Below are 26,838 nucleotides of genomic sequence, written 5' to 3'. Positions count from 1 at the left end.
CACGGCAGACTGACCCGCCGCGGCGCCGTCCGGCCCGCACCAGCCGGTGTCCTCCCAGCCCACAGGGGCCGTCGGACAGACGGACAGGCGGGCCGCCGGACAGCCCGGCGGACGCGGCCCACGACCTCCCAGGAGCACAGGTGCACACTCTGCGGTACAGACGGCCGGCCGACCAGTGGACCGAGGCGCTGCCGATCGGCAACGGCCTCCAGGGCGCGATGCTTTACGGCATACCCGGCGCCGAACGCGTCCTCCTCAACGACGGCGCCGCGTGGTCGGGCGGCCCCGGGAACGAGGCGCTGCCGCCGGTCGTCAGCGCGGAGCGGGCCCGGGCCGCGCTCGCCGACGCCCGCGCCGCGCTGGGCCGGGGCGACGGGCCCGCGGCCGACGCGGCGGTGCGCCGGCTCCAGCACCGGTGGAGCCAGACGTTCCTGCCGTTCGCGGAGGTCGGCGTGCGGGTGGAGGTGCCGGGTACGAGCGGCGCGAACGGCCCGTTCGAGGGGTACGAGCGGGTCCTGGACCTGGACGCGGCGACCCACACGGTCCGCTACCGCCACGGCGGTACGGCGGTGACGGCCGCCTCGTTCGCCAGCCACCCGGACCGGGTGCTGGTCCACCGCGTCACCGCCTCCGGCCCGGTGGACGTGACGCTGGCACTGACCTCCCCGCTGCGGGTGCTCGGCGGCTTCGGCACGGGGACGGACGACCGCGCGCCCGCCGAGGCGGGGCTGCTGCTCCAGCTGCCCAGCGACGTCGCCCCGCCCTTCCAGGGCGCACCCGAAACGCTGCGCTGGGACGGCCGCGAGGGCGCGGCGCTGCGCGGGGCGGTGGTGGTCGGCGTCGCCCACGACGGGCTCGCCGCGCCGGGCACGGAGCCCGGCACGGTGGTGCTGCGGGGGGCCACCCGGGTGGCGGCGGTGATCGCCACGGCCACCACGTTCGAGGGTGTCGGGCTGCCGCCGCGGGGCGACGAGCACGCCGCCTCGGCCCGCGCCCGCGAGCGGGTTCGGACTGCCCTGGCGAGCGGGCCGGACGAGGTGCGGCGCCGCCAACTCGCCGACCACCGGGCGCTGTACCGGCGGGTGAGCTGGCAACCGGCCGACCCGGCGGGACCGTTGCCGACCGACGGGACACCTCCGACCGACACGACGCTCCCGACCGACACGACGATTCCGACCGTCGAGGCGCTTCCGACCGACGAGCGGCTGACCCGCGCCAACGCGGCCGGGGACGCCCTCGCCGCCGACCCGGCACTGGCGCCGCTGCTCTTCCACTACGGCCGCTACCTGCTGATCTCCTGCTCCCGCCGGGGCGGCACCCCGGCGAACCTCCAGGGCATCTGGAACGGCGAGATGCGCCCGCCGTGGAGCTCCAACTACACCGCCAACATCAACCTCCAGATGAACTACTGGGCCGCCGACACCGCCGACCTGCCCGAGGTGCTGCCGCCGCTGGTCGATCTCGTCGGCGCCCTCAGCCGCACCGGGGCACGGACCGCCCGGCGGCTGTACGGGGCCCGCGGCTGGGTCGCGCACCACAACACCGACGTGTGGGCGTACTCCCAGCCGGTGGGGGCCGGGAACGACGACCCGAAGTGGGCGTTCTGGCCGTTCGCGGGGGCCTGGCTGGTGGGGCAGCTCCAGGACCACCTGTCCTTCGGGGGGCGCTCGGCCGCCGACCCGGAGGCGTTCGCCCGGGAGACGGTGTGGCCGCTGGCGCGCTCGGCGGCGGAGTTCCTGCTGGACTGGCTGGTGCCGGAAGGGGAGGAGGACGGCCGGCTGGGTACGGCGCCCTCCACGTCGCCGGAGAACTCCTACCTGACGGCGGACGGGCGTACCGCCTCGGTGGCGCGGTCCTCGGCGATGGACCTGGCGCTCAGCGCGGAGCTGCTCTCCGACCTGGTGGCCCTGGCGGGCCGGCTGGGCCTGGCCGGCGACGAGGTGGCGGCGCGGGCCGCGCGGGCCCTGCCCCGGCTGCCCGGGCCGCGCCAGGGCCGGGACGGCGCGCTGGTGGAGTGGGCGGACGACCCGGCGGCCGACGACCCGCACCACCGCCACCAGTCGCACCTCCACCCGGTCTTCCCTGGCCGGACGGAGCTGCCGGAGGAGGTGCTGCGGGGCGCCGCGCGCAGCCTCGACCTGCGCGGGGACGAGTCGACAGGCTGGTCGCTGGCGTGGCGGCTGGCGCTCCGCGCCCGGTTGCGGCAGCCGGACGCGGTCGGCCGGCTGCTGGCGCTGCTCTTCCGGGACATGGCGACCGAGCGGGGCCCGTGGTCGGGCGGCCTCTACCCGAACCTGTTCGCGGCCCACCCGCCGTTCCAGATCGACGCGAACCTCGGCTACGTGGCGGCCGTCGCCGAGTGCCTGGTGCAGAGCCACCTCGGCCGGATCGAGCTGCTTCCGTCGGTGCCCGCCCGGTTCGCCCCGGCCCGGGTCACCGGCCTCGTGGCCCGCCCCGGGGTGCGGGTGGACGTCGAGTGGCGCGAAGGCGGTTCCGATGGCGCGGAGCTGGTGTCGGTGCGGCTGTCCGCGCTCCACGCGGGCGCCGACGGGCCCCACACGGTGGTGTACCGGGGCGCGTGACCCAGGTCGACCTGTCCGCCGGTCCCGTGGAGCTGACGGCGGCGTCCTTCGCCAACTGACGCGGAGGACAGCGACGTTCAGGGTCATGTGCCGGACCGCGCGGCCCCGGGAACGGGGTTCGCGGGGCCCGGGCGCTCGGAACCGGCTACCGTCGGCAACAGATCGACTCCGGCGCGGAGTCCGCGCCCTGACCGTCAGCAACCCCAGCACCGTCCGTCCCTGGAGGGGCCTTGACGTCCGAACCGCCCGCCCGCAGCGACTCCGTCACCGCGGTCGACGCCCTGCTGGTCAACTCCCGCGGCCAGTACCTGCTGCACCTGCGCGACGCCAACAAGGACATCTGGCAGCCGGGGGTGTGGGCGCTGCCCGGGGGCGGGATCGAGCCCGGGGAGGAGCCGGAGCAGACGATCGCCCGCGAACTCCTGGAAGAGGCGGGCCTGGTGGTGCCCGGGCTGGTCCCGTTCGCCACCGGGCCCGGCCAGCACGGCCTGGTGCGCACCTTCACCGGCTTCTGGGACGGCGACCCGTCGGCGCTGCACGTCACCGAGGGCATCATGTTCCACTTCTTCGACGCGGCGACGCTGCCGTACCTGTCGATGGCCCCCGGTTCCCGCGAGTGCCTCGCACAGTACGAGCGGACCCGTCCGGTACTTCCCGCGGCACCGGGGCCCGGTTCCGTCCCCACCGTGCCGCACCCCCCGCGCCCGCCGCGCCCGTCCGGCAGCGGTGCCGTGCCCAGCGTCGTCGGCGGCCACCTCCACCTCGAACGGGACGGCGCGGTACTGCTGGGCCTGCGCCACCCGTCCTGCGACTTCGCCCCGTCCACCTGGCACGCCCTGGGCGGGCACTGCGAGTCGGAGTCGGTGCGCGCCTGCGTGGCCCGCGAGGCGGCCGAGGAGGCCGGGCTGCGCATCGACCCGGCGGACCTCCGCCTGGTCCACACCGCCCACGTGCTCGACCCGGGCGGTTCCCGCCCGCGCCTCCAGTTCTTCTTCGCGCCCACCCGCTGGAGCGGCACCCCGCGCGTCCTGGAGCCCGACCGCTGCACCGCCTGGCGGTTCTGGCCGCGGGACGCCCTCCCCGGCGACCTCGTCCCCTACACCCGCGCCGCCCTCGCCTGCATCGCGGCGGGCGAACCGTACTCCGAGACGGGCTGGGGGAGTTGAGCACGGCAGGCCGCTGATCCGACGGCCGCACGGCCCCACGGTGTCCCTGCCGTCGGGCGGGCCACCTGGCCACCGGGCCCACCGGGGTGGAGAGCCCCGCGAGACGCGCGTTCCCCGTCGCCGGCGCGCGCCGCGGGGCCGGCGGCGCCGGCAGCTCAAGCCCGCCACCCGTGCCCGTCCGGCGAGTCTGCCGGAGGTGCTCCGCGACGGCGGGCGCGGGTTCTCGCGCGGCCCACGCGGGCCTCGTCGAACACGGCGGTCGGCGGCGGGCCCGGTCCACTCCGCTCCGCTCCGTGGTGGTGATGGGGGCCCGGACGCCGCGCCGGCCCCCGCCGGGACCGCCCAGGGGGCCGCGTGGCCGTCCACCGAGACGCCGTCCCACCTGCGCGGATGACCTGGCCCGTACCGTCCGTCCCGGCACGGACCGCACCGCTTCACCGCCCGCGCCGGGTCCGCCCGCGGCCGCCGACAGGCGGGGCGGGGCATGCCTCCTTACGCTGTAACGGACAGCGGGTGCGGCGGCCCGGGGTTCGGCGACCGGAGGAGCGATGGCCGTACGTCACCAGCTCATCGGGCGGAATCCCGACCAGGTGTGGGCGGTGCTCGCCGACCCCGACCGCTACAGCGACTGGGTCGTGGGGGTCTTCGACTCCAGCGTGGGCCGGGGGGAGTGGCCGGCGGTGGGCGCGGACCTCCGGTACGAGGTGCGGTTCGGGCCGTGGCGGGGGCACGGCCGGACGGTGGTGCGGCGCTCGCAGCCCGCCGAGGCGATCGAGCTGGAGGCGGACAGCGGCCCGCTCGGCACCGCCCGGATCGCCGTCGAGCTGCGCTCGTGGGGCGAGCACGAGTGCCTCGCCGTCCTCGACGAGCACCCGCTGCGCGGCACCGCGGGGACCCTGCACAACTTCGTCCTCGACTCCTTCATCCAGCTCAGGCACCGCACGATGCTCGGCCGGCTGGCCGCCGTGGCCGAGGAGTCCGCGCCCCCGCGCCGCCCCGGCCGGAGCCCTGAGGCCGTGGGGCGCCGGACGGCCGAGGAGGAGCGCTCATGACGGACGCCGTGGTCATCGGCTCGGGCCCGAACGGCCTGGTGGCGGCGAACATCCTCGCCGACGCCGGCTGGCGGGTGGAGGTGCTGGAGGAGCAGGGCGATCCGGGCGGTGCCGTCCGCAGCGACCACGGGGTGGACCCGGCGTTCGTCAGCGACGTGTTCAGCGCGTTCTACCCGCTGGCCGCCGCCTCCCCCGTCCTGGCGGACCTGCGGCTGGACCGCGAGGGCCTGCGCTGGAGCCACGCGCCGGCCGTGCTGGCCCACCCGCTGCCCGACGGCCGGTGCGTGGTGCTGGACCGGGACCGCGCGCGGACCGAGGAGAACCTGGAGGGTTTCGGGGACGGCGACGGCGCGGCCTGGCGGGAGCTGTGCGAGACGTGGGACGGCGTCGGCGCCGAACTGCTGGGCTGCCTGTTCTCGCCCGTCCCGCCGGTCCGGGCCGGGCTGCGGCTGGCCGCCCGGCTGCGGGCGGGCGGCGGACTGCGGCTGGTGCGCGACCTGCTGCTGCCGGCCCGGCGGCTGGGCGAGGAGCGGTTCGCCGGGGAGGGCGGCCGGCTGCTGCTGGCGGGGAACGCGCTGCACGCCGACCTTTCGCCGGAGTCGGCCGTCGGCGGCGGCTTCGGCTGGGTGATGTCCATGCTCGCCCAGGCGCACGGGTTCCCGGTGCCGGTCGGCGGCGCGTCGTCGCTGTCGGGCGCCCTGACGCGGCGGCTCGAACGCCTGGGCGGCGCGGTCCGGTGCGGGCAGGCGGTGACCGAGGTCGTGGTGCGCGGCGGGCGCGCGGTCGGGGTGCGTACGGCCCGCGGTGAGGAGGTGCCGGCGCGCCGGGCCGTCCTCGCCGACGTGTCCGCGCCCGACCTCTTCACCCGGCTGGTGGGCGCCGAGCACCTTCCCGGCCGGCTCCTGGCCGACCTGCGGCGCGGCTTCCAGTGGGACTTCTCCACGTTCAAGGTCGACTGGGCGCTGGACGGCCCGGTGCCGTGGACGGCCGAACCGGCGGCCTCGGCCGGCACCGTCCACCTGGCCGACAGCGTGGACGACCTCACCCGGTTCGCCGCGCAGCTCGCCACCCGGCACGTGCCCGACCGCCCGTTCGCGCTCCTCGGCCAGATGACCACCGCCGACCCCAGCCGCTCCCCCGCCGGCACCGAGTCGGCGTGGGCCTACACGCACGTACCGCAGGAGACCAGGGGCGACGCGGGCCCGGACGGGCTCACCGGCAGCTGGGACCCGCACGAGCAGCAGGTCATGGCCGACCGGCTGGAGGCCCGGATCGAGCGGTACGCCCCCGGTTTCCGCGCGCTGGTGCGCGGCCGCCGCATCCTGGCGCCGACCACCCTGGAGGCGAAGGACGCGAACCTCGCCGGCGGCGCGATCAACGGCGGCACCACCGCCCTCCACCAGCAGCTGTTCTTCCGCCCCACCCCCGGCCTGGGCCGCCCCGAGACCCCCGTCGCCGGCCTCTACCTCGCCTCCGCCTCCGCCCACCCCGGCGGCGGCGTGCACGGCGCCCCCGGGGCCAACGCCGCCCGCGCCGCGCTGCGCGGCGGCCTCGTCCGCACCGCCGTCCGCTGGTCCCACCGCGACCGCTGAGCCGTCGCGGCCCGGTACGGTGCGGCGACGCTTCCCTGACGTCCCTCTCCGACCCGCGCTGTCGCGGCCGTGGCCCGGAGCCGGCCCCGTACCCGGGTGGGGCCCCCTCCTCTCCACCCGGGTACGGCCGGTCCGGGGCCTGTCGGTCAGGCGAACCGGCCCGGCTGGTAGCTGCCGGCGGGCTGGCGGGTGATCACGTTCATGCGGTTGAACGCGTTGATGATCCCGATGAGGGAGACCAGTCCGGCGAGCTGCCCCTCGTCGTAGTGCTTGGCGGCGTTCGCCCACGCCTCGTCCGTGACGCCGCCGGCCGCGTCGGCGATGCGGGTGCCCTGTTCGGCCAGCTCCAGGGCGGCGCGCTCGGCCTCGGTGAAGACGGTGGCCTCCCGCCAGGCGGCGACCAGGTTGAGGCGCAAGGGGGTCTCCCCGGCCGCCGCGGCGTCCTTGGTGTGCATGTCGAGGCAGAAGCCGCAGCCGTTGATCTGGCTGGCGCGGATCTTCACCAGCTCCTGCGTCGCCTCGGGCAGTCCCGATGCCGTGATCGCCGCGTTGGCGGCGACGAAGTGCTTGACGACGGTGGCGGTGTTCTTGTCACCGACGAAGTTCAAACGAGCGTCCATGGCTGAGGCTCCTCTGCCGTATCCGTGCCTGTACGGGTATGACCCCGTAGCCCGGCGCGGTGTGACACGGCGCGGATGTGACGCGCGTCACCCGTCGGCGGACGGGGTCCCGACCCGGCGTGGAGGAGGCCGCGCAAGACCGCCAACGGCCCGGTCACACCTGCGGCGTGGCTCCTCATACTGGGACGCATGGCCGACACGAACATGATCGCCGGGAGCCGCGGCACCGCTCCCCGGACGGCATCGGCCATCAGCGCGGAGGCTCCCGCGGGTCGGCGCCACCTCCCGTCGTGCCCGCCCCCGCCGCGGTCCGCCGGAGCGCTGGACCCGCCGCACCTCTCGCGTCCGTCCGCACCGCCGCGCCCGTCCGGGCCGGCCACCTCATGACCTACGGAGACCGTATGAAGGCCAGCACCCCGCTCACCCGCAGCTGGACCCTGCACCTCGACGCCTCAAGGACCCGCCCGCCGCAGGCGCCGGAGGCGCTGGCCGGGCCGGGCGTGCCCGCGACGGTGCCGGGCTGCGTGCACACCGACCTGCTGGCCGCCGGGCTGATCCCGGACCCGTTCCTGGACCGCAACGAGACGCGGGTCGCCTGGGTCGGCCGCGCCGACTGGCGCTACGACACGGAGCTTCCCGCACCGAGCGGCGGGCACGAACGGGCCGACCTGGTCTTCGACGGGCTGGACACGGTGGCGGAGATCCGGCTCGGGGACACCGTCCTGGGAACGACGCGCAACATGCACCGCGCCTACCGGTTCGACGTCACCGGGCAGGCAGACGCCGCCGGCGTGCCGCTGTCGGTGGCGTTCACCTCCGCGTACGAGGAGGCCGAGGCGGTGCGGGCGGCGCTCGGGCCGCGGCCGAACGCGTACCCGGAACCGTTCAACTTCGTCCGGAAGATGGCCTGCTCGTTCGGCTGGGACTGGGGCCCGACCCTGGTGACCGCCGGCATATGGCGCGAGGTCAGGTTGGAGGAGTGGTCCACCGCGCGGCTCGCCGAGGTCCGCCCGGAGGTGACCGTCGGCGACGGCGGTACCGGCCGGGTGCGCGCGCACGTCGTGGTGGAGCGGACGGCGGGCGGGCGGGAGCGGCCGTTGCGGCTGACCGTCGCCGTGGCGGGCCGGACCGCGGAGGCCGAGCTGCCGCCGGGCACGGACTCGGCCGTGGTCGAGGTGGAGGTGCCGGACGTCGAGCTGTGGTGGCCGCGCGGCCACGGCGGGCAGCACCTGTACGCGTGCGCCGTGGAACTCGCCGGCGGCGACGGCCCGCTCGACCGGTGGGAGCGGCGCGTCGGCTTCCGCACCGTCGAGCTGGACACCGCCGCCGACGAGCACGGCAGCGCCTTCACCCTGGTGGTCAACGGGGTACGGCTGTTCGTGCGCGGGGTGAACTGGATTCCCGACGACGTGTTCCCGTCGCGGATCGGCGCGGCCCGCTACCGGCGCCGACTGGAGCAGGCCGCGGCGGCGGGCGTGGACCTGGTGCGGGTGTGGGGCGGCGGGATCTACGAGGACGCCGCCTTCTACGACGTCTGCGACGAGCTCGGGCTGATGGTGTGGCAGGACTTCCTGTTCGCCTGCGCCGCCTACCCCGAGGAGGAGCCGCTGCGCTCGGAGGTCGCGGCGGAGGCCCGGGAGAACGTGGTGCGGCTCATGCCGCACGCGTCGCTGGTGCTGTGGAACGGCAACAACGAGAACCTGTGGGGCTTCCGCGACTGGGGCTGGGCGCCGGAGCTGGACGGAGCCTCCTGGGGCGAGGGCTACTACCTGGACCTGCTGCCCCGCGTCGTCGCCGAGACCGACCCCACCCGGCCGTACTGGGCGGGCAGCCCCTGGTCCGGCTCCCGCGAGCTGCACCCCAACGACCCGGGCCACGGCACCGCCCACTCGTGGGAGGTGTGGAACCGGCTGGACTACACCGCCTACCGCGACGACGTGCCGCGGTTCGTCGCCGAGTTCGGCTGGCAGGCCCCGCCGGCGTACGCGACGGTCGTCCGCTCCGTCACGGACCGGCCGCTGACCCCCGACTCTCCGGGCATGCTCCACCACCAGAAGGCCGAGGACGGCAACGGCAAGCTGGAGCGCGGCCTGGCCCACCACTTCCCGGTGCCGGCGGACTTCGACACCTGGCACTACCTCACCCAGGTCAACCAGGCCCGCGCGGTGGCCACCGGCGTCGAGCACTGGCGCTCGCACTGGCCGCGCTGCGCGGGCACCATCGTCTGGCAGCTCAACGACTGCTGGCCGGTGACCTCCTGGGCCGCGATCGACGGCGACGAGCGGGAGAAGCCGCTCTACCACGAACTCAAACGCCTCTACGCCGACCGGCTGGTGACCGTGCAGGAGCGCGCCGGGCGCCTGGTGGCCGCCCTGGTCAACCAGGCCGCCGAGCCCTGGAACGGCACCGCGCTGGTCCGCCGGTTCGACGTCTCGGGGGCGGAACTGGCGCAGCTCCAGCTGCCGTTCGAGGCGGGCGCCCGTAGCGTCGTCCTCCTCGACCTGCCGGAGCGGGTGGGCCGCCTGGCCGCTCCGGAGCGGGAGTTCCTGGTGGTGGACGCGGACGGCCTGCGGGCGACCCACTTCGCGGTGCGCGACGACGAGTTCGCCTACCCGGTCCCGGAGATGAGCACGCGGGTGGAGCCGGCCGCCGGGGGCGCCCGGGTCACCGTCACCGCGCACTCGCTCCTGCGCGACCTGCTCCTGCGGCCCGACCGCCTCCACCCCGACGCGCGCGCCGACCGCGGCCTGGTGACGCTGCTCCCCGGCGAGTCCGCGACCGTGACGGTCACCGGCTGGGACGGTTCGGCGGCGGAGGCCCTCCCGTCGGCGCTGGCCTGCGTCAACACGGCTGCGGCTCGCCGCCCGGCGACGGAGGTCGGCGAACAGGCGCGGTGACCCCGCGCGCCGGGCGGGGTGAGCGGCACCCCGCCCGGGTGCGCCGGGCACCCTGTCCGGCCCGCCTCGGGCCTGCCGCGGCGTGCGGGGCGGCTGGTACCGCGACCGGCAGGGGCTGCCCGGTGGCGAGGTGCGCCGGCGCGGGTCGTCGCAAGGCGGCCGACAAAGCCTCGCAGTGGGCCTACGCGGCTCTTTCGTCCGACGCCGCGAGGGCCCGCGCGCCGCGAGGGCTCGTGCCAGGGCGGCGAGCTGGGCACACCGTGCCGGGAGAGGCACGAGCGAGAGCCGGTCGACAGCCGTACCCGCGCGACGCCTTGACGGTCCCGACAGGGCCCAGCACACTCCGACACCAGCACACACGTTTCCGCGGCGCCGGTGATGTTTGCGCAACCATCGCCCGGCCCGCGGAACGGCTCTCCCCTCCCCCACCCCCGCAAGGAGCCACCGTGTCCCATCTGCCGGGTACGTCGCCCGGACGGTTCCGCGCCGTCCGCGGCCTGCGGCTGCTCGCCGCCGGCGCGGCGCTCGCCCTGACCGCCGCGCTCGCCACGACCGCCGCCGCCACCGCCCCGCCCGCGCCGCCGCGCCGAGGGCCGCCGCCGCCGGCACCTCGCAGTTCCACGGCGTCAACTGGGCCGATCCCGACGACAACTTCGCCGACGGCGCCGTCGTCCCCTCCGGCCTGTCCACCTCGGACAGCTACGCGACCACCTACGCCAAGGCCAAGGCCGTCCTCACCGGCTTCCGCGCCGACCTCGGCGCCAACACCGTGCGGCTGCCGGTCAACCCGGCCTCCGTCGGCACCGCCTGGTGGAACTCCTACACCGGGGCGATCGACGCCGCCACCGACCTCGGCTTCAGCGTCGTCCTCGGCTACTGGGAGGGCACCTCCTCCGAGGACGGCCTGGTGGACAACACCACCGCCTGGTGGTCGATGTGGAGCACCATCACCGCCAAGTACGGGGGCGACAGCCTGGTCTACTTCGAGCCGATGAACGAACCGCACGGCTACAGCGCCACCGACTGGACCGACCTGGCCGCGTCCTGGCTGAGCACCTACCCGTCGGTCCCGAAGGGCCGCGTCCTCGTCAGCGGCACCGGCTACGACTCCGACGTCACCGCCGAGTGCGCCGACAGCCGCCTGTCCGGCACCCTGCTCGCCCTGCACGACTACGGTTTCTGGGCCACCCGCGACTACGCCGGATGGGTGGCGCAGCTGAAGGCGTCCATCGGGTCGTGCGCCTCCCGCACCGTGATGGACGAGTTCGGCGCCCCGATGACCACCGGCGAGAACTACGACGGCCCCAGCACCGCGGACAACTTCACCGCCTTCGTCGAAGCCGCCACCGACACCGCCCGCGGCCTCGGTGTCGGCACCGTCTACTGGCCGGGCCTGCGCAACGGCGACACCTACTCGATGGAGACCCTGCACGGCAGCGGCACCGCCCTCTACCTCACCAGCAACGACCCCACCGGCGTGGACCGGCTGGAGTACGCGTGGGGCGGCGGCACGTCCGTCTCGGCCGCGAAGGCGACCACCGCGGTCAAGGGCACCGCCTCGGGCCGCTGCCTCGACGTCCCGGGCGCCTCGCACACCAACGGCACGCAGGAGGAGCTGTACGACTGCAACGGCGGCTCCAACCAGCAGTGGACGCTCACCCCGTCCGGGCAGCTCACCGTGTACGGCACCGGCACCTGCCTGGACGCGTACCAGCAGGGCACCTCGGCGGGGACGGTCGTCGACATCTACACCTGCAACGGCGGCGACAACCAGAAGTGGAGCGTCAACGCCGACGGCACCGTCACCAACGTCCACTCCGGGCTCTGCCTGGACGCCGCCGGCGCCGGCACCGCCGACGGCACGAAGATCGACATCTACACCTGCAACGGCGGCTCCCACCAGAAGTGGTCCCGGGGCTGACACCTCCCTCCGGGTGAAGGGCACGGACAGGTGCCCGGCGCGCCCCGGCGCCGGGCACCTCCCCCGCCGGCGGGCTCACTCCTCCGTCGGCCCGAGGGCGGGGGTGTCGCGCAGGTCCACCGACGCGCGGGCGGTGGCGTGCAGTTCGAGGACGACGATCTCGTTCGCGCCGGCCCGCAGCACCGGGCCCGGCACGTAGAGCCGCTGCTGGGGGCCGCGCGACCAGTGGCGGCCGAGGTGGAAGCCGTTGATCCAGGCGTTGCCCTTGGTCCAGCCGGCCAGGTCGAGGTAGGTGTCGGCGGGCTCCTCCAGCGTGAGCACGCCGCGGTGGAAGGCCGGGCCGGTCGGCGGGGCGACCGTCGGCTGGAAGGCCAGGGGTTCGAGGGTGGCGAGGTCCAGCGGGCGGCTGGTCCACCGGGCGAGCGGCCGGCCGTTGGCGCGGACCTCCCCGAGGACGCCCTTGCGGTCGTGGATGCCGGGGCCGTAGTTGACCCGCCCCTGGTTCTCCACCAGCAGGTCCAGCCGGGCGCCGGCGGTGGGCGCGGTGAAGGTGAGCGCGCTGTGGTGGTTCTCCCGCTCCAGGACGCCCACCGGCTGCCGGTCGACGAACACCTGCGCCCGGTCGGCGACCCGCTCCACCACCAGGTGGACGGGCCCGGCCTGCGGCAGCACGGCCGAGTACAGCACGAACCCGAAGTCCTGCCCCAACTCCTCCATGCCCAGCGGCCGGTCGGCCTCCCGCGCGGCGGCGAGCAGGGGCGCGGCGTCGAGCAGGGGCGCGCTGTCGGGCAGCCGGACGTCGAGCACGTTCAGCTTCTTCGACGGCTCGGGCAGCGGCGTGTCCGGCACCGGCTCGTAGCGGGCGATCACCTCGCGGAAGGCCGCGTACTTCGGTGTGGGGTCGCCCGCCTCGTCCAGCGGCGCGTCGTAGTCGTAGGAGGTGATGGTGGGACGGTAGGTGTGCTTGTCGTTGGCGCCGTTGGTGAAGCCGAAGTTGGTGCCGCCGTGGAACATGTAGAAGCTGACGCCGGCGCCGGCGGCCAGCACCGCGTCCAGCTCCGCCGCCGCGTCCTCGGCCGGGCGGGTGACGTGCACCCCGCCCCACCGGTTGAACCAGCCGTTCCAGAACTCGGTGACCAGCAGCGGGCCGTGCGGCTGGTGCTCGCGCAGGCGCGCCAGGTTGCGGACGGCGCCGCGGCCGAAGTTCACGGTGGCCAGCGCCCCGGGCAGGCTGCCGCGGGCCAGGTCGGCGGGCTGGTCGCAGGTGAACAGCGGCACGTCGACGCCGTTCCGGCGCAGCGTCCCGGCCAGGTGCTCCAGGTATCCGGTGTCGTCGCCGTAGGCGCCGTACTCGTTCTCGACCTGCACCGCGACCACCGGGCCGCCGCGCGTGGCCAGGTACGGCGCCAGCCGCGGCAGCAGCGCCGCGAGGTAGCCGTCGACCGCGTCCAGGAAGCGCGGGTCGGTGCTGCGCAGCCGGATGTCGGGCTCGGCCAGCAGCCACGAGGGCAGTCCGCCGCCCTCCCACTCGCCGCAGATGTACGGCCCCGGGCGCAGCAGCACGTGCAGGCCCGCCTCGGCCGCGAGGTCCAGGAAGCGCGGCAGGTCGAGGCCGCCGTCCAGGCGCAGGCTGCCGGGCGAGGGCTCGTGGAGGTTCCACGGGATGTAGGTGTCGACCGTGTTCAGCCCCATGCCCCGGGCCTTGCCGAGCCGGTCGCGCCAGTGGTCCGGGTGGACGCGGAAGTAGTGCAGCGCCCCGGAGACGACCCGGAACGGCTCGCCGTCCAGGAGGAAGCCGTCGGTGCCGATCAGCAGTTCGGACATGGTGTTCTGCCTGTTCTCCCAAGTGGGCGGTGGTCCGATCGGCGGGTGTTTGCGCAATCATCGGCGATACGCGCGTCCTCCCGCGGGCCGGCCGGCCGCCTTCCGTGTCAAATGGTCGCCGAGACGGTGCCCAGAGCGGTCGACGAGGCGGTCCCCGCCGAGCGCGGACGCCGGGGCCGGTGCGGCGCCGCGCCGCCGGAGGCGGTTGCGGTGCGGCGCCGCACGTCAGGGGGCGGTGCGCGGCGGCGCGGTGCTCGCGCGCACCACCAGCCGGGTGGGCACCAGGTGGGTGCCGGTCTCCTCCTGGTTGTTGCGGATCTGGCGCAGCACGCCGTCGACGCACCGGCGGCCGACCTCGGAGAAGTCCTGGTGCACGGTGGTCAGCGGCGGCAGGAACGACGACGCCTCCGGTATGTCGTCGAAGCCCACCACGCTGACGTCCTCCGGCACCCGCCGGCCCCGCTCGTGCAGGGCCCGCAGCACGCCGAGCGCCATCTGGTCGTTGGCGACGAACACCGCCGTGCAGTCCGGCTCCTCGGCCAGCAGCAGCCCGGCCCGGTAGCCGGAGTCCGCCGACCAGTCCCCGCGCAGCGGCGCCGGCACCTCCCGGCCCTCCTCCCGCAGGACCGCCCGCCAGGTCTCCACCCGGCGCTCGGCGGAGAACGAGTCGGCCGGTCCGGCCAGGTGCCACACCGTGCGGTGCCCCAGGCCCAGCAGGTGCTCCACCGCCGCGCGGGCGCCGCCGACCTGGTCGGTGTCGACCACGCAGTAGCGGTCCCCGGCGTTGGAGTCGGCGACGACCACGTGCGCGTTGGGCGGCAGCGCCACCGTGGCGGCGTCCAGCAGGTGGACCTCCATGAGGATCACGATGCCGTCCACCGCCAGCTCACCCAGCCGGGTGAACGCCCCGCGCACGCTGTCCTGGGTGGGCACCGCCACGGGCAGCAGCGTCGTGGCGTACCCCTCGACCGCCGCGGAGGTCGCGACGGCCTCGATCGTGCGGGTGTTGCCGGTGGTGGACAGGTTGAACATGATCACGCCGATGGTGTGGAACTCGCCGCTCTTCAGCGCCCGCGCCGCGCTGTTGGGCCGGTAGCCGAGCTCCTTCATGGCCGTGAGCACCTGCTCCCGGGTGGACTCCACCACGCCGGCGTAGCCGTTGGAGACGCGGGAGACGGTCTGCGCGGACACGCCGGCGAGCCGGGCGACGTCCGCCATGGACGCGCCCCGCCTGCGACGGCCGGCCGGGGAGGCCGGAGCGCCACGATCCGCCGCGGAGGCCCTGGGGGCCGGGACGTCCGGGTCGCCTCGGCCCGCCGCGCCGGCCGTATCGCTGCTGCCCACTGCTGCTCGCACCTCGCACGTGTTCGGCCGGATGGTGGCCTGCCGAGAGTCTAGGTGGCGGGGAGCACGGGTCCCGCCCCGCCGCCGGGGTCGCCGAGCCCGGGATCAGCCCACGCTGAAGCCCTGTTGCCTGCCGTAGCTGAGGGACTGGTCCTGCCACGCCTTCAGGCCGCTGGACAATGGGGTCCCGGACACGTAGGCCTTGCCGACGGTGTCGTGGAAGACGGAGTTCGCGTAGACCTGGTAGGGCAGGTAGGACCAGCCGGGCAGCACGTTCTTGGCTGACGCGGAGAAGATCTGGTTCGCCTGCTGGCCGCCGAAGTAGGGGAACTTCGTGTCCAGGAACGCCTGGGAGTCGAGGTCGGCGGTGGTCGCCGGGAAGGCCCCGCCCTTGATCCGGGTCTGCACGCCGGCGCCCTGGTCGGCGTACTGGAGGAAGGCGTAGGCGAGTTGCTGGTGGCTGCCGGCCTTCATCACGGCCAGCGAGCTGCCGCCGTTCTCCGCGCTGGCCGTCGCGCCCGCCTGCCACTGCGGGAGCGGGGCCACCCGCCAGTCACCGGAGGCGCCCTTGACGCCGGAGCTGAAGTTGGCGGGCATCCAGGCGCCGGTCGCCAGGGTGGCGATCGTGCCGTCGCCCAGCCCCTTGTACCACTGGTCGCTCCAGCCGGGCACCGGCGCGAGCAGCTTCTCGGAGATGAGCTGCTGCCACACCTTGGTGTAGGCGGCCGTGCCGGAGTCGCTCCCGAAGCCGACCGAGACCTTCGTCCCGTCCACCGTGTACGGCTTGCCCCCGGCCTGCCAGATCAGGCTGGTGGTCATGCCCGCGTCGCCGGTGTCACTGGTGATGTACGCCTTCGGGTCCGCCTTGTGCAGTCTGCGGGCGTCGTCGAGGTACTGGTCCCAGGTGGTGGGCACCGGCAGCTTGTACGTGTCGAAGACCTTCTTGTTGTAGAACAGCGCCATCGGGCCGGAGTCCATGGGCAGTCCGTAGACGCCGCCGTCGATGTCCACGGAGTTCCACGGCCCGGGCGAGTACGTCTTCTCCAGCGACTTCGCCCCGAACCGGCTCAGGTCCACCACCGACTTGCCCAGCGCGAACTGGCTCAGCGCGTAGTACTCGATCTGGGCGACGTCGGGCACGCCCTTGCCGGCCTGCACGGCGTTCTGCAGCGCGGTGTACTGGTCGTTGCCGGTCCCGGCGTTGACCAGGTTGACGTGTACCTTCGGGTACTTCGTCTGGAAGTCGGCCACCACCTGCTTCAGGGTGGGCTCCCATGCCCAGACGGTGATCGAGCCGCCCTTGGCGAGAGCCGCCCGCACCGAGTCCGCACCACTCGCCGTGCTCGCGGAGCCCCCTCCGGAGCCGGAGCCGCCCGAGCCCGAGCCGCCGGAGCCGCACGCCGTCAGTCCCAGGGCGGCCGCGGCGACCACCGCGGCGCCTCGCGCCCAGCGGCGCAGTACCTTGTTCGTCATCTCATGTCACTCCGTTGTGCGTGGTGGACGGGTGCGGACGGGGTCCTTGTGCGTGCTCGTGCTCGCGCGTGCGGCACCGGCGGGGTACGGGGCGGCGGGGCGTCAGCGGTGGCAGGGTGCGGGCCGGGTCACTCCTTGACGCTTCCGGCGGCCAGGCCGGACCGCCAGTAGCGCTGGAGGAGCAGGAAGGCGGCCATCAGCGGGACGACGGTCAGCAGCGCCCCGGTGACCACCAGGTTGAACACCGGCTGGCCGCCGACCGTGGACGCCTGCTCGTTCCAGGCGTTCAGCCCCAGGGGCAGCGGATACCAGTGCGGGTTCTTGATCATGATCAGCGGCAGGAAGTAGTTGTTCCAGGTCAGGACGGTGGTGAAGAGCAGTACCGTGACGATGCCGGGCGCCAGCAGCGGCAGGCCGATCCGGAGGAAGGTGCGCAGCTCGCCGGAGCCGTCCACGCGGGCGGCCTCCAGGATCTCGTCCGGCACAGCCTCGGCGGCGAACACCCACATGAGGTAGAGGCCGAACGGCGAGACCAGCGAGGGGACGATCACCGCCCACGGGGTGTCGGTCAGCCCGATCTTGCTGAACATCAGGAACGTCGGCACCGCCAGCGCCGTACTGGGGACGGCGACGGCGCCGATCACCAGGGCGAAGACGGCCCGCCGGCCGGCGAAGTCGAACTTGGCCAGCCCGTAGCCGCCCAGTGCCGCCAGGATCGTCGCCCCGCCGGCCCCGGCCACCACGTACAGCAGGGTGTTGAGCAGCCAGCGCACGAAGATGTGGTCGTCGTAGGTGAACGTCTCGCGGATGTTGTCCCACAGCGCGAACCGGCCGCTGAACCACAGGCCGAAGGAGTCGAGCAGCCTCGGCTGGGTCTTGGTCGCGTTGACCAGCAGCCAGACCAGGGGCAGCAGGGCGTACAGCGAGACCAGTGCGGTCAGCACGGTCAGCAGCACGCTGCGGCGGGGCCGGCGCCGCTCACGGCGGCGCACGCGGCGGGCGGCCCGGACGGCGGGACGGGCCGCGTCGTCCTGGCGGGCTCCGGCGGGGGCGCCGGCCTCGGGGACGTGGCTGGTAGCGCTCATCGTCCTCACACGTCCTTCCGCATGCCGCGCAGCTGGACCGTGTAGGCGACGACCATGGTGAGCACGCCCATCACGACCGCGACCGCGGCGGCGTAGTTGTGCTCCTGGCCCGAGAAGGAGAGCGCGTACGTGTAGGTGTTGGGGGTGAAGTAGGTGGTGATGGCGTTCGGCGCCAGGCTCTTGAGGATGCTGGGCTCGTTGAACAGCTGGAAGCTGCCGATGATCGAGAAGACGGTGGTGATCACCAGCGCGCCGCGGATCGCGGGGAGTTTGACCGCCGCGATGATCCGCCACTGCCCGGCCCCGTCGATCTCCGCGGCCTCGTAGAGCGATTCGGGGACCGTCCGCAGCGCCGCGTAGAAGATCAGCATGTTGTAGCCGACGAACTCCCAGGTGACGATGGTGCCGATGCCGGCCAGCACCCAGTGCGGGGCGAGCGGGTCCGGGATCGAGGTGTGCAGGTGCGCGTTGACGCTCGCCACCAGTCCGAAGCGGTCGCCCAGGATGAAGCCCCACATCAGCGCGGCCACCACGGAGGGCACCGCGTAGGGCAGGAAGATCGAGATCCGGAAGAAGTCCCGGCCGTACAGCCGCCCGCTGTCCAGCGCGAGCGCCACCAGCAGGGCGATGCCCAGCATGATCGGCACCTGGACCACGAGGAACAGTCCCACCCGCCCCAGCCCGGACCAGAACTCGTGGTCGTGCAGGGCCTGTGTGTAGTTGGCCAGGCCGACGAAGTGGTTGCCGCCGATCAACTGGTTCCGGTACAGGCTGAGATGGACCGAGTACACGATCGGCGCCAGGAAGACCAGCGCGAAGGCGACCAGGAAGGGGCTCACGAAGCCCCACCCGGCCCATCGCGGACGCTGTCCCGGGCGCGCGGGGCGTGCGGAGCGCCGGACGCCCCCGGCACCTGCCCCGGGCGGTGAAATGACGGCCATGGCTCATCCCTGACGTGGTGGACTGCGGTGTCCGGTCGCATGGGAGCGGACGGGGATGGTTGCGCAACCATGGCCGTGCGACGGCGAGGAGGTTTACGCAAACATTTCGGTGACGGCGATGCTGGCACCAGCCCGGACGGCCGTCAAGACTCGGGCCCGAACGGAGCGGCGGCGCGCGGGATCAGCGCCGTCCGACCGCCGAGTCGCGGACCGCCGACCCGCGTTCGGGCGGGCGAACGCCGTTACCGGCCAGCCCCCTTGGCCGACTCGCGAACTCCGCGCGGACCGCCCGAACCGCGGCACCACGACGAGCAGCCACCTCCGTACGCCTCCTTGACGATCCGTCGGTCGACCGCGGAATCCGCGAGGCCTTGACGCGCACCGCCGACCGGACGACACTCCGTAGCCGGCTCACGGACCAGGGAGCGGATGCCCGCGGCGCGGCGAATGTTTGCGCAACCATCCGCCCGCGCCGCCCACTCCCCCACCCCCACACCCGACTCCCCGTCTCCCGGCTCCCGAATCCCTTCGACCGCAACCGACTTCAGCCCCGAGAGGTGACACATGTCCGCCCCACCGGTCGTCATCGCACCCCGCCGGAACCGCCCCCGCCCGCTCCCCTCGTGGCTGCTGCTCGCGGCGGCCGTCCTGCTCGCGGTCGCCGGCTCGCTCGCCGCCGCGACGAAGGCGCCGGCCGCGACCACGGCGACGTTCTCCCCCGGAGCCGCGTGGCAGGACAGCGCGGGCAACGCGCTCCAGCTGCACGGCCTGGGCATCGTCAAGGCCGGCTCCACCTGGTACGGCTTCGGCGAGAACAAGGCAGGCGAGTCGTCGTCCGACGCGGCCTTCCAGTCGGTCTCCTGCTACAGCTCCACCGATCTCGCGCACTGGACCCGGCAGTCGGACGCCCTCACCCGCCAGGACGGCGGCGACCTCGGCCCCAATCGCGTGGTGGAGCGCCCCAAGGTGGTCTACAACTCCGCCACGAGCACGTACGTGATGTACCTGCACATCGACAACAGCTCGTACGGCGAGGCCAAGGTGGGCGTCGCCACGAGTTCGACGCCGTGCGGGCCGTACGCGTACCGCGGCAGCTTCCAGCCGCTGGGCCAGCAGAGCCGGGACATCGGCCTGTTCCAGGACACCGACGGATCGGCGTACCTGCTCACCGAGGACCGCGCCAACGGCCTGCGCATCGACAAGCTGTCCGCCGACTACCTGTCCGTCGCGAGCTCCGTGAAGGTGTTCGGCGACTACGAGGCGCCGGCGATGGTCAAGGTGAACGGGACGTACTACCTCTTCGGGTCGCATCTGAGCGGCTGGTCCACCAACGACAACGTCTACGCGACCGCCACCTCCCTCACCGGCACCTGGTCCTCCTTCCGCACCTTCGCGCCGGTCGGCACCGACACGTACAACTCCCAGACGGCCAACGTCATCCCGGTGGCCGGCGGCAGCGGCACCTCCTACGTCTTCGCCGCCGACCGGTGGACCACCGGCGACCTCGGCTCGTCCCCCGAGGTGTGGCTGCCGCTGACCCTCAACGGCACGACGGCCGCGGTCTCCTGGCAGAACAGCTGGACCCTCGACGTGACGGCAGGCACCTGGACCGGCACCGCCAACCCGGCGGACGGCACCCGCCAGCTCACCGCGGCCAACAGCGGCGAACGGCTGGACGTGGTCGGCGCGGCCACCGCCGACGGCACGGGCGTCGACCAGTGGCCGGCCAACGGCGGCACCAACCAGCAGTGGACCCTGCACCGGGTGGCCGGCGGCACCTACACGCTCACCGGCGTCGGCAGCGGCAAGTGCCTTGAGGTGCCCTCCGGTTCCACCACCACCGGCGCCCGGCTCGACATCCGCGCCTGCGCCTCCACCGCCTCCCAGCAGTGGGTGCTCCAGGCCACCGGCGGCTACACCTCGGCGACGAACGCGAGCTACGTCCTGGTCGACGCGGCCAGCGGCCTCGTCGCGGACATCGTCAGCGGCTCCACCTCCGACGGCGCGCTCGTCGAGCAGTGGACGCCGAACGGCGGCTCCAACCAGACCTGGACGATCAGCTAGCCCCGCGACCGGCGGGGTCTGAGCGGGGCACACCCTGCCGGGAGAGGCTGAGCTCCCCGGACGAGAAGCGGACCGCCCAACGGCCCGTACACGTCGTCCCCGGAGTCCGTATCCGCCGAGTACGGAAGGTGCCGCGCCCTGCGTACGGCGCCGAGCGGGACCCGGTGGAGCGGGGCCCGGGCGTGCCCGGGTCCCGCTCCGGCGGGTGGCCCTCCGGGTCAGGGCTGGAGGGCGAGGGCGAAGACGTGGATGGCGGGCTGCTCAGGGAGGGTGACGGCGGCGACCGTCTTGCCGGCGGTCAGCGGGACCGTGTTGGTGAAGACCTGGTACTTCGTGCCGAAGTTGGCCGGGCCGGACGGGGTGTCGCGGTGGTCGGTGGTGATGGCGACCTTCGCGCCGTAGGTCGTGTTGTCCGTGCAGCACCAGTTGGGGAAGCCGAGGGAGCCGGTGCTGGTCGTCCCGTCGGTGTAGGTGACGGTGACGTCCCCGGCGGTGAACCCGGCTTCCGCGCCCAGGAAGGCGAGCTGGCCGCCCTGGCCGGTCAGCTCGATCTGCTGGCCGTCGGTGGAGACGTTGTCCGGGGTGCCCGGAGCGGCGTCCGGCCAGGTGAAGGTGGCGCCGTTGGCCGTGACGGTGGCGCCCGGGGCGGCGCCGGCCTGGGTCAGCGCGTCGGCGGAGTAGCTGTCGCCGTCACCGTCGAAGTCGCCCGGCGCCGTGGCGCTCTCCGCGGTGGCCCCCACGTTGTCGAAGGCCGAGGCGAGTGACGGGTACGGCACCACCGTGGTCACGGTCAGCGGTCCGCTGACCGTGTCGGCTCCCGCCGCCCCGGCCCGGTAGCGGGCGGTCGCCGTGATGGTGGCGACGGTCGTTCCGGGCGGCGCGGAGCCGGGGCCGGTCACGGTGACCGTGGCACCGGCGCTGCCGCCGGGCGCCACCCGGTTCAGGCGCACCTCCTTGGGGGCGAACGTCTCGCCGTCGGGGCCGGCGAGGGAGAGCACCGTGTCGGAGAGGCCCGTCGGGCCGAGGTCTGCCAGCTCCACCCGGTAGGTGCCGGGGTGGCCGGCGGTGCTGACGTCCTTCCAGGTGATCGCGGTGGCGGGGGCGGTGCCGTGGCCGCCGCCCGCGCTGACCCGGTAGAGCACGGTGGCGTGCGGCGGGACGTCGGCGGAGATGGTCCCGGTGGTGACGGTGGACTTCTTCGTCACCAGGTCCTTCAGAACGAAGGACGAGCCCTTCCCGAAGCCCGCGGCGGCGGCCGTCGTGGTGATCGTCTGCGCGGAGTCGGAACGGTTGAAGAGGGCCACCGCCCGTTCCCCGCCGGCCAGTTGCTTGGACAGGACGTCGTAGTCGGCGCCCTGCTGGACGATCCGGCCCTGGAGGCCGGTCCGGTCCTGGTCGACGGCGATGACGTCCTTGTTGCCCAGGACGGCGCGGGCGTCCGCGGACAGGTGGGTGAGGTCGGTGCTGGAGATGAGCGGCGCGGCCATCATGGCCCACAGCGACATCTGGCTCTGCATCTCGTCGCGGCTCAGGCCGGAGTCGCCGGCGAGCAGGAAGTCCGGGTCGTTCCAGCGGCCGGGGCTCTGCAGGTCGGCCAGGTCGGCGTTGTACTGGTAGTTGTAGAGCAGGGAGCTCCACTTGGCCGGGCCGCTCTCCTGGCCGAGGGCGATGTCGGCACCCTCCCGCCACAGGTTGCCGACCTGCGCGGACCACCCGATGACCTTGTCCCAGTCGGCGGTGCCCTGGAAGTAGGCGGGCGCGGAGACGGAGAAGACCATCTTGCGGCCGGTGTCGAGCATCGCCCGGCTCCACGCGGAGTACGTGTCGTGGTAGCTCTGCTCGTCGGTCTCGCCCGGCGTGGTGGGCACGTTGCAGCCGTCGAGCTTGACGTAGTCGACCTTCCACTTCGCGAACAGGTCGGCGTCCTGCTGCCAGTGGTTCAGCGAACCGGGGTAGCCGCCGCAGGTCTTGGTGCCCGCGTCCTCGTAGATGCCGAACTTGAGTCCCATCGCGTGCAGTCGGGCGCCGACGTAGGCCATGCCGTCGGGGAACTTCACCGGGTCGGGGACGAGGTCGCCGGTGCTGCTCCGGCTGCCGGACATCCAGCAGTCGTCGGTGGTGACCGTGTCGTAGCCGTCGGCTGCCAGCCCGCTGCTCACCAGGGCGCGGGCGTTGCCGAGGATGGTCTGCTCGTCCATGTCGCACTGGTAGTACGACCAGTCGTTCCACCCCATCGGCGGGGTGGGCGCGTAGTCGGGGTACGGGGCCGGGCTGGCCGCCGGAGCCGCTGCGGCGGCGCCGGGGGCCGCCAGCAGCGCCCCGGAGAAGGCGAGCGCTATCGCACCGCAGCCGGCCAGCGCCGTTCGGGCGCGCCGGGCAAGGGGTGATGTCACAGGACACAACCTCGCAAGGATCGGTCGGACCGCCACGACTCGGCGGGCCCAGGGCCTGGTGCCGTCTATTGACGCAGCAGATGCACGTAGTTGACAAGAACATGCCCCAAAATTGCAGTTCCCGTCATCGTCCGCGCACGGACCACCGGGCAGCGAGCACCAGGCACCCGTTCGGGTCCAGGCCGCCCAGGCCGCGTCCGGCCGGGCTTCAGGGGAGCCGCTCGGCGGTCGTCAGCTCCGTCAGGTAGCGCTTGGTGATGCTCCCGCCGTAGCTGTTGTCGATGAGGTCGGCGATGCCCGCCAGCAGCCCCTCGCGCGCCGGCGCGGGCAGGGCGCGGTGGCCCGAGTAGGTGAGGAGCACGTCCAGGTACTCCCGGGTCGTGTACGCCAGGTCCCACGCGTAGCGGCGGATCGCGGCCGGGCCGAAGCGGCCGGAGACGGCGAGTTCGGCGGCCGCGTCCGAGGTGATGTCCTCGGCCGGCGACAGCCGCAGACCGGGCCGCGTCGCGGGGTCGAAGCGCTCGTAGAGGGGCTGGGTCCGGGCGAAGAACTCCTCGCTGCCGCCCTTGACGTGGTGGGTGGAGACGACCGCCAGCACGCCCGAGGGCCGCAGGGCGTCGGCCGCCCTGGCCGTCCGGACGGCCGGGTCGATCCAGTGGAAGGCCGTCGCCGCGAGCACCAGGTCGAAGGGCTCCGCCGGCAGCGGCCAGTCCTCGAAGGCGGCCACCACGACCTCCGCGTCCGGGTAGGCCGCCAGGTTCCGCCGCGCCACCCGCGCCATCTCCGCGCCGAGTTCGACGCCCGTGACCCGGCAGCCGCGCGCCGCCAGCGGCACCGTCGCCTTGCCGGTGCCGCACCCCACCTCCAGGACCCGGCAGCCCGGGCCGAGTGCCGACAGCCCCGCCAGGTCCTCGTACAGCTGCCGCGGGTAGCCGGGGCGCGCCCGGTCGTAGAGCTCCGCGTCCTCGGTGAACGTGGCGCGGAGGCGTTCCCTGCGGGTGTCGGTCATGAACCGGTGAGCGTACCCGGGTGGCCGCCGGTCCGGCGGCTCGGCGGCCCGGGGTTCCGGGTCCGGGGTCCGTCGGCCCCGCGGCCGGGGTGTGATGCCCCGGCCGCGGGGGTGTTCCGGCGGGGCCCGGGTGGTGTGCCGCCCGGCTGCGCCTACTTGACGGTGATCCGGGTGCTCAGGGGCAGGTCGGCGGCGTTGGTGCCGACGTGGATGCCGTAGGTGCCCGGCAGCACGGTCCAGCCGGTGCTGGCGTTGATCCAGCTGGCGAAGGCGTCGGCGCCGAGGTCGAGGGTGACGGTGGTCGACTTGCCGGCGTCGAGCCTGACCTTCGCGAACGCCTTGAGCTGCTTGGCCGGCTGGCCCGCCGCCTTCGGCGACTCGACGTAGAGCTGGACGACCTCGGCGCCGGCGCGGTGGCCGGTGTTGGTGACCTTGACCGTGGCCCGGACCGTCCCGTCGGAGGCGCGGCTGGTGCGCAGGTCGGTCAGGGCGAAGGTGGTGTAGGACAGGCCGTACCCGAACGGGAAGAGCGGCTTCTCACCGCTGCTCTCGTACCAGCGGTAGCCGATGGCCAGTCCCTCGTCGTAGTAGACCTGGACGCCGTCGCCGGGGAACTCGACGGTGGTCTTCGCCGGGCCCTGGTCGTCGTCGGCGGGGAAGGTCTCGGTGATCCGGCCGCCCGGCTCGGCGTCGCCGAAGAGCATGGCGGCCACCGCGTTGCCCTGCTCCTGTCCGCCGTACCAGTTGGCGATCACGCCCTTCACCTCGGACAGCCACGGCATCAGCACCGCGCCCGCGGTGTTGAGGACCACGACGGTGCGGGGGTTGGCCTTCGCCACCGCGGAGACGAGCTGGTCCTGGTCGGCGGGCAGCGCCAGCGTGGAGCGGTCCATGCCCTCGCTGGTGACGTCGGCGACGACCACCACCGCCACGTCGGCCTGCTTCGCCGCGGCGGCGGCCTGCGCGATGAGCGCGTCGTAGTTCGCCTGCAGCCCCAGGTGCAGGCTGGCCCGGGGTGCGCGGCCGCCCGCCGCCACGGCCGGCGAGACGTAGGTGACGGTGATGTCGTGCGCGCCGGCCGTGAGGTCCACCAGGCCGTTCTGGACGGACTCGGCGCCGGTGACGAAGGTCAGGACGGTCGAGCCGTCGATCGCCACCGTGACCGCCCCGCCCGCGCTGACCGAGAAGCGGTAGCCGCCGGCCGTGGCCGCGGTGAACGTGCCGGTGTACTTCGCCGACCAGCCGGTGGCGGCCGCGGCGGCGACGGCGCTCGGCGCGCTGCTCCAGTCCAGGTTCGGCAGGGTCTCGGTGCCCAGCGGGGTGCCGGTGAAGGCGGTGCCCGGGTAGTAGGTCGCGGTCAGCCCGGCGCCGAACACCGAGGCCGGCGCGACCGGCGGGGCCGCGATCCCGAGGGTGCCCGGGGTGTAGGTGACGGGGACGGACCCGGCCCGGGCCCTGATCCCGGCCAGCGCGCTGAAGACGGTGCCGGTGGCGTTGACGCTGCCGGAGCCGCCGCCGTGGGTCTGCGGGTGGGCGTCGGCGGCGTCGCCGATCACCGCGATGGACCTCGGCGCGGCCAGCGGCAGGACGCCGCCGCTGTTGCGGAGCAGGACGCTGCCGCTCACCGAGATCTCGCGGGCGAGGTCCAGGTGCTCCTGGGTGCTGACGACCGTGTCCACCGCGGTCACCGGGTCCACCACCGGGTGGTCGACCAGGCCCACCCGGAGCGCCGCGGTGAGCACGTGGGTGACCATCGCGTCCAGCGTCTCCACGCTGACCGAGCCGTCGGTGACCGCGGTCTTCAGCGCGTCGGCCAGGTAGGTGCCGCCGGGCATCTCCATGTCGGAGCCGGCCTTGGCGGTCTGCACGGTGGAGTGCGTACCGCCCCAGTCCGACATCACCAGCCCGTCGAACCCCCAGGTGTCCCGCAGCGTGTCCTGCACCGGGAGCCGGTGCTCCGAGGACCAGTTGCCGTTGACCTTGTTGTACGAGGTCATGATCGCGCCGGTGCCGCCCTGCTGCACCGCGGCCTTGAAGCCGGGGAAGTACAGCTCCTCCAGCGCGCGCTGGGAGATGATCGCGTCGATCGAGCTGCGCAGCGTCTCCTGGTTGTTCGCCACGAAGTGCTTGACCGTGGCCATGACGTGGTTGGACTGGATGCCCTTGACCGCCCCGATCACCAGTTGGCTGTTGAGGTAGGGGTCCTCGGTGTACGTCTCGAAGGACCGCCCCCAGTGCGGCAGCCGCAGGATGTTGATGCAGGGAGCCAGCGCGATGTTGTGGCCCTTGGCCGCGTGCTCGGCGCCGTACGCCTTGCCGTACGCCTCGGCCAGGTCGGGGTCCCAGGAGGCGGCCAGCGTCTTCGAGTCCGGCCACTGCGTCACCCCGACGGAGCCGTTGCCGACCCCGCTCGGACCGTCCCCCAACCGCAGCGCGGGCAGGCCCAGCCGGGTGTTCGCGGGGATCAGCCCGGTGTAGCCCTTGCCGGCCGGCACCCCGTGGCAGTACGCGATCTTCTCGTCCAGCGTCATCTGCGCGACCAGCGCCCGCGCCTTCTTCACCGCCGCCGCCGACCCCGGCAGCACGACGGGCGCGGAGGGAACCGGGCCGGACGCCACCGCGCCACCCGCCGGTCCGGAGGCGGACCCAGCCGTGGTGCTCGCGCCCGCCGCCGCGGGGACCGCTGTCACGAGACCTGCCGCGGCGACACCGCCGCCGGTGAGCTTGAGGACCGATCTCCGGGATACGGACATGTTGACCCCTTCGTGTCGATGACGTGACGAAGCCCCCGGCGCCGCCCCGGTGTGGACCGGCCCAGGCCGGCCCTGGTGCCGTCCTGGCGTGTCCTGGTCCGTCCGGTGCGCGCCGTCCGGCC

General features: G+C 74.1%; 16 protein-coding genes. 7 read left to right on the top strand and 9 right to left on the bottom strand.

The window, feature by feature from the left end:
- Positions 1–140: 140 nt before the first annotated feature.
- The 4 genes from BS72_RS39320 to BS72_RS26885 all read left to right on the top strand — a co-directional run bounded on the left by BS72_RS39320 (position 141) and on the right by BS72_RS26885 (position 6,392).
- Positions 141–2,582, top strand: a complete 2,442-nt coding sequence (locus BS72_RS39320; RefSeq protein WP_051951757.1) for a glycosyl hydrolase family 95 catalytic domain-containing protein — start codon at positions 141–143, stop codon at positions 2,580–2,582.
- A gap of 230 nt (positions 2,583–2,812) precedes the next feature.
- The gene (locus tag BS72_RS26895; protein ID WP_037914311.1) at positions 2,813–3,748 is read left to right on the top strand and encodes an NUDIX hydrolase; all 936 of its coding nucleotides are present in this window, start codon (positions 2,813–2,815) and stop codon (positions 3,746–3,748) included.
- Positions 3,749–4,296: 548 nt separating this feature from the next.
- Positions 4,297–4,800, top strand: a complete 504-nt coding sequence (locus BS72_RS26890; protein WP_037914309.1) for an SRPBCC family protein — start codon at positions 4,297–4,299, stop codon at positions 4,798–4,800.
- Entirely contained in the window at positions 4,797–6,392 is a 1,596-nt protein-coding gene (locus BS72_RS26885; RefSeq protein ID WP_037914307.1) for a phytoene desaturase family protein, read from the top strand. Before BS72_RS26890 ends, BS72_RS26885 begins: the two co-directional genes overlap by 4 nt.
- A 146-nt stretch (positions 6,393–6,538) precedes the next feature.
- Here the strand turns inward: BS72_RS26885 and BS72_RS26880 are convergent, their stop codons facing one another.
- Positions 6,539–7,012: a carboxymuconolactone decarboxylase family protein gene (locus BS72_RS26880; protein ID WP_037914305.1), complete on the bottom strand. Its 474-nt coding sequence runs from the start codon at positions 7,010–7,012 to the stop codon at positions 6,539–6,541.
- Positions 7,013–7,413: 401 nt separating this feature from the next.
- Here BS72_RS26880 and BS72_RS26875 point away from each other — a divergent pair, with 401 nt between their 5' ends.
- Together BS72_RS26875 and BS72_RS26870 are read left to right on the top strand one after the other, a co-directional pair.
- Positions 7,414–9,909: a glycoside hydrolase family 2 protein gene (locus BS72_RS26875; protein ID WP_051951756.1), complete on the top strand. Its 2,496-nt coding sequence runs from the start codon at positions 7,414–7,416 to the stop codon at positions 9,907–9,909.
- 382 nt (positions 9,910–10,291) lie between these two features.
- Entirely contained in the window at positions 10,292–11,830 is a 1,539-nt protein-coding gene (locus tag BS72_RS26870; RefSeq protein WP_107498899.1) for a ricin-type beta-trefoil lectin domain protein, read from the top strand.
- Between the two features lie 75 nt (positions 11,831–11,905).
- Here the strand turns inward: BS72_RS26870 and BS72_RS26865 are convergent, their stop codons facing one another.
- From BS72_RS26865 to BS72_RS26845, 5 genes are all read right to left on the bottom strand, one after another.
- Complete coding sequence (locus BS72_RS26865; protein ID WP_037914303.1) at positions 11,906–13,654, bottom strand: glycoside hydrolase family 35 protein; 1,749 nt, start codon at positions 13,652–13,654, stop codon at positions 11,906–11,908.
- 225 nt (positions 13,655–13,879) lie between these two features.
- The gene (locus BS72_RS26860; protein ID WP_037914300.1) at positions 13,880–14,872 is read right to left on the bottom strand and encodes a LacI family DNA-binding transcriptional regulator; all 993 of its coding nucleotides are present in this window, start codon (positions 14,870–14,872) and stop codon (positions 13,880–13,882) included.
- Between the two features lie 231 nt (positions 14,873–15,103).
- Complete coding sequence (locus BS72_RS26855) at positions 15,104–16,471, bottom strand: ABC transporter substrate-binding protein (RefSeq protein ID WP_037914298.1); 1,368 nt, start codon at positions 16,469–16,471, stop codon at positions 15,104–15,106.
- 128 nt (positions 16,472–16,599) lie between these two features.
- The gene (locus BS72_RS26850) at positions 16,600–17,556 is read right to left on the bottom strand and encodes a carbohydrate ABC transporter permease (protein ID WP_037914296.1); all 957 of its coding nucleotides are present in this window, start codon (positions 17,554–17,556) and stop codon (positions 16,600–16,602) included.
- 5 nt (positions 17,557–17,561) lie between these two features.
- The gene (locus tag BS72_RS26845) at positions 17,562–18,497 is read right to left on the bottom strand and encodes a carbohydrate ABC transporter permease (RefSeq protein WP_037914293.1); all 936 of its coding nucleotides are present in this window, start codon (positions 18,495–18,497) and stop codon (positions 17,562–17,564) included.
- Positions 18,498–19,061: 564 nt separating this feature from the next.
- On the opposite strand from BS72_RS26845, the gene BS72_RS26840 reads away from it, so the two are divergent.
- On the top strand, positions 19,062–20,561 hold the full coding sequence (locus BS72_RS26840; protein ID WP_037914291.1) for an RICIN domain-containing protein: 1,500 nt from the start codon (positions 19,062–19,064) through the stop codon (positions 20,559–20,561).
- 218 nt (positions 20,562–20,779) lie between these two features.
- Here BS72_RS26840 and BS72_RS37510 read toward each other — a convergent pair whose 3' ends face one another.
- From BS72_RS37510 to BS72_RS26825, 3 genes are all read right to left on the bottom strand, one after another.
- Positions 20,780–22,954 carry an NEW3 domain-containing protein gene (locus BS72_RS37510; RefSeq protein WP_063836144.1) on the bottom strand — a complete coding sequence of 725 codons (2,175 nt, stop codon included), beginning with the start codon at positions 22,952–22,954 and terminating at the stop codon, positions 20,780–20,782.
- Positions 22,955–23,162: 208 nt separating this feature from the next.
- Positions 23,163–23,963 carry a class I SAM-dependent methyltransferase gene (locus tag BS72_RS26830; protein WP_037914290.1) on the bottom strand — a complete coding sequence of 267 codons (801 nt, stop codon included), beginning with the start codon at positions 23,961–23,963 and terminating at the stop codon, positions 23,163–23,165.
- Positions 23,964–24,115: 152 nt separating this feature from the next.
- Positions 24,116–26,716 (bottom strand): glycoside hydrolase family 3 C-terminal domain-containing protein, encoded by a 2,601-nt coding sequence (locus BS72_RS26825; protein WP_078901664.1) that lies wholly within the window; start codon positions 26,714–26,716, stop codon positions 24,116–24,118.
- Positions 26,717–26,838 lie beyond the last annotated feature (122 nt).

This window comes from Actinacidiphila yeochonensis CN732, from assembly GCF_000745345.1.
In the GTDB taxonomy this organism is placed as follows: domain Bacteria; phylum Actinomycetota; class Actinomycetes; order Streptomycetales; family Streptomycetaceae; genus Actinacidiphila; species Actinacidiphila yeochonensis.
This window is presented reverse-complemented; position numbering and strand designations above follow the sequence as displayed.